The organism is Pseudomonas sp. UBA4194 (assembly GCF_002379585.1).
Taxonomy (GTDB): Bacteria; Pseudomonadota; Gammaproteobacteria; order Pseudomonadales; family Pseudomonadaceae; genus Aquipseudomonas.
The window spans coordinates 23,820-30,930 of record NZ_DFUE01000023.1 but is presented as its reverse complement, the minus strand read 5'-3'; the positions used below and the strand labels follow the sequence as shown (position 1 = coordinate 30,930).

Here is a 7,111-nt window from a genome sequence, read left to right as displayed (position 1 = left end):
CCCTGAGGGAGAGGGGGCAGTACGATGGTGTTGCGGATATCGATGATCTGCTTTTGGCTCCCTCTCCCCTAGGGAGAGGGCTGGGGTGAGGGGACCATTCACCCCCGAATACCCGTCGAACCAACCCTAAACCCAGCGCCTAAAACCCCTGCTCCTGATCCCGCAAGATCGCCTCATCCAGCGCCTCGAGAAACGCCTTCCTGGCCTTCAGCTTGGTCTTGCCATGGGCATTCATGTTCAGCTTCTTCAACCGCTGCGCCACCGCCAGCGCCTCTTCGCGCAACTGCTCCACCGCCACCACCTTATCCAGAAACCCCGCCTCCAGCGCCCCCTGAGGATCGAACATCTCCGCCCCGATCACCGACCGCTGGAATGCCGAACGGCGCAGCCGATCCCGCGCCAGCTCGATGCCCGCGTGGTGCATGGTCATGCCGATCTGCACCTCGTTCAGGCCGATCTGGAACGACCCCTGGACACCGATGCGATAGTCGACCGACAACAACAGAAACGCCCCCTTGGCCACCGCATGCCCAGGGCAGGCAACGATCACCGGAAACGGATGGCTCAACAGTCGGCGGGCGAGGGTAGAGCCTTGGGTCACCAGGCCGATGGCGTTCTGCGGGCTGGAGGTCATCACCTTAAGGTCATACCCTGCCGAAAGAATGCCTGGCTGCCCGGTGATGATCACCACGGCCCGGTCCTGCTCAGCCTGGTCCAGCGCCGCGTTGAATGCCGCCACCACGTCCGGAGAGATCGCGTTGACCTTGCCGTTGTTGAGGGTCAAGGTGGCAATGCCGTCCTCGAGTTGGTAGTCGATCAGCTCGCTCATCCCAGCTTTCCTTGTATTGTTTTGCCGCCGACGTTACCCAGCCCTGCGGCCAAGGTAAAGCGGTATGGGTGACCGCCCGGTCAGCCTGCAGGGTTGGGGGAAAACCAGGGTTTTGCTTAAGCACATGAAAAACTTGCAAAAAAGCTTTGCCATCAGTGGCGCTTTCGAATACATTAGCGCGCCTCGACAGACCGAACAGGTTTGCAGAGAAACGGTGAAGTGTCCGAGTGGCTGAAGGAGCACGCCTGGAAAGTGTGTATACAGGAAACTGTATCAAGGGTTCGAATCCCTTCTTCACCGCCATATTCGATACGACAAGGACCCCCGGAATGCCTAGCGCTCCGGGGGTTTTTGTTTTCCGGTTTTCCGGTTTTCCCGTTTTCGGGGGCAAGGGGTTCAGGGCATCTTGCGCACTATTCAGGCGCCTGCCTGTAGCAGCGGCCCCATCCCCATTCAGCCTGACCCCCTCATACCACGATCTTTGCCCAGCCTCGGCAGCTCAGCTCCCCTTCTGCGTATGAACGGTGATCTCCACCGACATACCAGGGCGCAGGCGATCGAACAGTGGCTGATCCTTGTCGATAGCGATGCGCACGCCCAGGCGCTGGGGCACCTTGACGAAGTTGCCGGTGCCGTTGTCGGCGGTCATTGCCGAAAACTCCGAGCCCGTGGCCGGTGCAATCCGTTCCACCTGGCCGTGGAAATCCTTTCCGGGCAACGCATCGACCGTGAAGTGGGCGGTCTGCCCCGTCGCCATGTCGTGGGTCTGCGCTTCCTTGTAGTCGGCGATGATCCAGCGCTGCGGTGAAACCAGGCTGAACACTGCGGTCCCGGCGCTGACGTAGCGCCCGGCGTGGGACTCGACCCTGCCCAGTTGGCCATCGGAAGGGGCCTGGATGCGCGTTCTGGCCAGGTCGATCTTCGCCGCATCCAGCCTGGCTTGAGCCTGCTGGACCTTGGCCGCCAGCCCTTGGGCTGCTACCTCCTGCGTTCGTACCGCGGCGCTCGCCACCCGAATGTTGGCGCGGGCTTGCGCGACGGAGCCTTTGGCAGAGCGAAGCGCCGCCAGCGCGGTGTCTCTGTTCTGAACCGACACGCCACCTTCCTTGACCAGCGCTTCGCTGCGTGCGTAGTCGCGCTCGGTGCGTTGATATTCGGCGGCCGCAGTGGTCAATGCCGCCTCGCGGGCGGCCAGGGTAGCGGCGGCCGAGGCCTGGGACTGAGCGTTGTTGGCCAGGTCGCTCCTGGCCGAGTTCAGGTCGGCCTCGGCTTGCTCGACGCTGGCGGCATAGCTGGAGGGGTCAATCTGCGCCAGCAGCTGGCCTTGGTGGACAACTTCGTAATCCTTCACGTACATGTCCGTAAGGTGCCCCGAGACTTCCGGAGCCAGTGTGGTGACATAGCCGCGGATGTAGGCATTGTCGGTGTAAGGGCCGTCATCGTCGAACGGTGGAAAATGCCAGATGTAGAGCACAAGGGTAATGGCCACCAGGGCGATGAGCCCGACGGCACCCAGCTGAAGCAGGCCGGGCCTCGTGGGTTTCCATACCTGTTCATGCTCGCCGGACGACGACGGGGGAGGGGGTTGGCTGCTCAATCCGTATTCCTCTGCGGGCTGCGGTTCATGAAAGACTGGTAAAGGGCGCGGGCAAGGATCATCAGCATCGCGCAAAGGGCGATGACCACCACGATCCGAAAGCTGTTCAAGTAGCCTATGACGGCTGCCTGCTGGCTGACACTGCTGGACAGCTGCGAAAGTGTGGAGGAGGCGATCAGCGGGTTGGTGACGGCAAAGCGATTCGCGTACGCGGCGATGGCGTAGTGTTGTGTGGCGTATTGCACACTGCTCAACAGCGCCGAGCCGATCACGCTGCCGAGGTTTTGCGTAGCGGCGAACACCAGGACGGTGGGCACCAACACCTGGGTACCGTGTTCAAGCACTTGCGCGACGGTGTAACGCAGGGCAGGCCCTACGAAGAGGGGTGCGCCGAATCCGATCAGGCATTGTGAGGCGATCAGATCGTCCGGTCGTGTCAGGCCGTTGGTCGAACAGGCGAGCATCGCCCCCAGCGCGATGCAGCCCAGGGCGACCACCATCTGATACAGCACCGTTTTCGGGCCCAGGGTGGCAAGCATGATCAGGATGCCGGCGAGCATCGCCAATGACACGCAGCCGAACAGAAGATGATATTGATCGTTGTTCAGGCTGCGCAGCGCCAGCAGGCCCGGTACGCTGCTGGTCTGGGCGGCCATGGCGATCCGCTCCAGCAACGCGATGCCCATGAACGCAGCGATTCGGCGGCTGGTCAGCCAGTGAATGTCTATCTCCGGGCGTTTGCGCAATGCCTCGACCATCAGCGCCAATGCGAGTGCTACCAGGGCAGCCAGCAACAACTGGCCGACGAAGGGCGCGTCGCTCCACCAGTAGGTTTCGCCAGAGGCCAGCGCACAGGCCAACGCCACCGCGCCTACGCCCACGAGCAATCCGGTCACCAGGTCCAGCCATTCGAATACCTTGATCCGGTAGGTGGGTGGCAATGGATTGAGGCTCAGCAACAGGATCTGCAACAACGGAATCAACAGCACGATCAGGCGCAGGGTGACATTGCTCTGTGTCGTCAGAAAATCCACCGGTACCAGACGCGCCAAGGGCTGTGCCAGCTGCACGCAGGCTATGGGCGTGGCCAGCGCCAGTACCGCCTTGCTTTTGGGCAGGGCAGACATGAGGTAGTAGACGCTGGCGGCGACACTGGTCGAAGTGGCCAGGCCGTTGGCGGCACGGGAGAGCACCGCCGTGGTCAAGTTGGCGAAGACCACGTCGGCAGCGGCAGCGGCGGCGTACAGGCCCAGAGAACCGAACAGCATCAGTGGCAGGCCAAACTGCTGGCGGCCTTTGATCATGAGCAGGTTGCTGCAGGCACCGATACCCACGAAGGCGCCGGTCAGCCATACCATCTCGGCCGAGGAGGACAGATACCCCCCTGCCAACTGCGGCAGGTTGGCGGTGATCAGGCTGTTGCCGAACGTGCCGGACAGGCTCATGAGCAGGGCGACCAGCACATAGGCCACGCGTCTTTGAAACGTATGCTTGGGAAGATAAGGTGCGCCCGCGACCATCGGGCGCTCGTCTTCGCTGAAACGGTACGAATAGCTGTCAGGCATGCGAAGTGTGCGTCGGCGGTTATGGCGATGGGACATTAGGGGGAGAAGAAACGTTTCAGTTCGATCCGATCCGTAACGGTAGCGGCGGCGAACTGTCGCAGGCTCGCCAGGGTGTGCGACAGCGCAACGCATTGACTCTGTGGGATAAATAATTTGTTACACGCCGTTGGTCGGTGGTACGATGACCCAATCCCGTGATGAGCAGACGGTCTTGCACCCATGCCTTGCTGAATGAACACCGTTCATGCAGCCCACCGATGCAGACGAATCACAATTAGAGCAGCCTCCAGGCCTGCCAGCCCTGTTCCCGACGGCGCCATCGGCGTCTGAAACGATCGTGAGTTTTCATGGATCGGCCTGCATGCCCAAGGCTGCCGCTCCAGTGGTTGTACGACCTGCAACCCGCTCCTTTCGCTGAAAAACTCTGGAACCTGAACCCGCCGCCATACCCGTCCCTTTTTGTGAAGGTGCGATCGGCTGCGCGCGATTTACGTCATGCAGCGCCAGGAGTGCAGGGGCAGGCCGTCGATTTCCGAAGATCGGACTGACCGGGGTTTACTTGTGAGTAGTCAAGGGGCCTCAAGATGTTGCTTAACCGACCTACCTCGCGAAGGAAGTTCCTGCTTTCTTCCCTGATTGCATTACCCGCCATCGGCGTGACCATCAAAGGCCTGAGTGCCGCGCAAGCTGCCGAAATGGTGGCGCCCAACCTCGAGGATTACCGACCGAGCTTTTTCGATGCCGGCCAATGGGCGTTCATCATGGCTGCCTGTGATCGGCTGATTCCTGCCGGCGGTCGTGGCCCGGGGGCACTCGAAACCAACGTGCCAGTGTTCATCGATCAGCAACTGGCCAGCGATCTGGGCAGCGAGATCTATCTCGAAGGGCCGTTCGACACCAATGCGCCTGCGGAGATGGGCTACCAGATTCCGTACCGGCCGCAGGAGATCTATCAGATAGGTATCCGCTGCGTCGACGCGTTCTGCCAGGCGCAGCACCAGCGTAACTTCGCCGCGCTGGATGCGGCCACGCGGGACACCGTGCTCAAGCAGTTGCAGCAGGGTGAGGTCAATTTCAAGACGTTCGGCGAGGACGTCCTCAAGGCCAAGCAGTTCTTTGGCGAAGTGCTCAACCATACCCGGCAGGGCTATCTGTCCGACCCCATCTATGGCGGCAACAAGGGCATGAAGGCCTGGATCGCCATCGGCTTTCCCGGCGCCCGCGCCAGCTATGTGGAATGGGTCACGCAGCACAACGTCAAGTATCCCCTTGGGCCGGTCAGCATCAGCGGCGAACGCGGCTGACACCGAGTCGTCAGCGTCTGGAGAATCAGGTTTTTTATGGCAAACATTACCAATGACGAAGTCGACGTAGTCGTGGTCGGCCTCGGCTGGGCAGGGTCGTTGATGAGTATCGAGCTGGCCAAGGCCGGGCTCAAGGTCCGCGCCCTGGAGCGTGGTGAAGATCGCAACAACACCGACTTCGCCTACCCCAAGCCCGCCGACCAATACGCCTACGGCGTGCGCAACAAGATCATGGCAACACCCAAGGCAGCGGCAATGACCGTGCGCCACACCGTCAACGACACGGCCTTGCCGACCCGCAAGTGGGGCGCGTTCGAGCCGGGTACAGGTGTCGGCGGCTCCGGGCTGCACTGGACCGGCGTGTTGATCCGGCCAACGCCCACCGATATCAAGCTCAAGACCTATGCAGACCAGGCCTACCGGCCGGGCATCCTGCAGGAAGACATGCGCATCGGTGACTATCCGTTCACCTGGGACGAGATCGAGCCGTTCCTGGACAAGTTCGACAAGATCTGCGGCCTGTCCGGCAACACCGGCAACCTGCGGGGCGTCATCCAGCCCGGCGGTGACCCGTTCGAAGGCCCGCGTTCCGAGCCGTTCCCGCTGCCGCCACTGAAGGACACGCTGAACACCACGATGTTTGCCGAAGTGGCCACCAAGCTGGGCTACCACCCGTTCCCCAATCCCTCGGCGAACGTCTCGCAAGCCTGGACCAATCCCTATGGCAACCAGATTGCACCGTGCAACTACTGTGGCTATTGCAGCAAGTACCCGTGCCTGAACTACTCCAAGGCTTCCCCGCAAACGGCGGTGCTGGACTCGCTCAAGCGCATGGAGAATTTCTCTTACCGGGTCAACGCCAACGTGCTCAAGGTCGAGTTGCACCCCGATGGCAAGACTGCCAAGGGTGTCACCTACGCCGACGCCGATGGCAATCTGGTGTTCCAGCCGGCGAGCATCGTGGTGCTGGCGGGCTTCCAGTTCGTCAATGTGCGCTTGATGCTGCTGTCCGGTATCGGCAAGCCTTACGACCCGATTTCCGAAACCGGCACGGTCGGCCGCAACTACGCCTTCCTCAGCAACGGCGGTTCCACGCTGTTCTTCAAGGACAAGCATTTCAACCCCTTCGCCACCGCAGGGGCGACCGGGCAGATGTTCAACGACGTCTCTCCGGGCAACTACGATGGCCCCGGATTGGGCTTCATCGGCGGCGCCAAGATTCACAGTTCCCAAGCCACCGGCGCGCCTATCGGCACCGCGCTGCCCAGCGGTACCCCCGAGTGGGGCATGGGCTGGAAAGACGGCATGGTCGACTGGTACGGCCATTCGATGAAGGTCAGCATCACCACCAGTTGCCAGTCCTATCGCGGCCACTTCGTCGACCTCGACCCGACCTACAAGGACCCATGGGGCCTGCCGTTGCTGCGCATCACCTTCGACTGGAAACAGAACGAGCTCAAGCTGCAGCAGCACCTGCGCAAGATCGTTCTGGACATCACCAAGGCCTTGGGCCCGGACAGCTTCAGCGAGAGCTTCCTGTCGATGAACTCGCACTGGGACATCACCAAGTACGTCTCCACCCACAACGTGGGCGGGGCGATCATGGGTGACAATCCGCAGACCAGCGCGTTGAACCGTTACCTGCAAAGTTGGGATGTGCACAACGTGTTCGTGCCGGGCGGCAACGCTTTCCCGCAGAACTTCCAGGCCAACCCGACTTCGCTGATCGGCGCCCTCACGCTGTTCTCGGCGCAGGCCATCGTCGATCAGTACCTGAAAAACCCTGGCCCGCTGGTGCAGGCATGAGGAGCGCGAA

5 protein-coding genes and 1 tRNA gene are annotated in these 7,111 nt (G+C 61.6%); 3 read left to right on the top strand and 3 right to left on the bottom strand.

All coding sequences use genetic code 11. The features are described 5' to 3' along the window. Positions 1 to 139: 139 nt before the first annotated feature. Positions 140 to 829, bottom strand: coding sequence for a crotonase/enoyl-CoA hydratase family protein (locus B3397_RS06685; protein ID WP_296248404.1), 690 nt, complete (start codon positions 827 to 829; stop codon positions 140 to 142). A gap of 213 nt (positions 830 to 1,042) precedes the next feature. Between B3397_RS06685 and B3397_RS06680 the strand changes: the two genes are divergently transcribed. Then, positions 1,043 to 1,132: transfer RNA gene (locus tag B3397_RS06680), tRNA-Ser, on the top strand. A gap of 196 nt (positions 1,133 to 1,328) precedes the next feature. Here the strand turns inward: B3397_RS06680 and B3397_RS06675 are convergent. Together B3397_RS06675 and B3397_RS06670 are read right to left on the bottom strand one after the other, a co-directional pair. Beyond that, positions 1,329 to 2,426, bottom strand: a complete 1,098-nt coding sequence (locus B3397_RS06675) for an HlyD family secretion protein (protein ID WP_296248403.1) — start codon at positions 2,424 to 2,426, stop codon at positions 1,329 to 1,331. Beyond that, entirely contained in the window at positions 2,423 to 3,991 is a 1,569-nt protein-coding gene (locus B3397_RS06670; RefSeq protein WP_296248401.1) for a hypothetical protein, read from the bottom strand. Before B3397_RS06670 ends, B3397_RS06675 begins: the two co-directional genes overlap by 4 nt. A 584-nt stretch (positions 3,992 to 4,575) precedes the next feature. Here B3397_RS06670 and B3397_RS06665 point away from each other — a divergent pair. Next, complete coding sequence (locus B3397_RS06665) at positions 4,576 to 5,295, top strand: gluconate 2-dehydrogenase subunit 3 family protein (RefSeq protein WP_296248399.1); 720 nt, start codon at positions 4,576 to 4,578, stop codon at positions 5,293 to 5,295. 36 nt (positions 5,296 to 5,331) lie between these two features. Then, positions 5,332 to 7,101 carry a GMC family oxidoreductase gene (locus B3397_RS06660; protein ID WP_296248397.1) on the top strand — a complete coding sequence of 590 codons (1,770 nt, stop codon included), beginning with the start codon at positions 5,332 to 5,334 and terminating at the stop codon, positions 7,099 to 7,101. Positions 7,102 to 7,111: the final 10 nt, after the last annotated feature.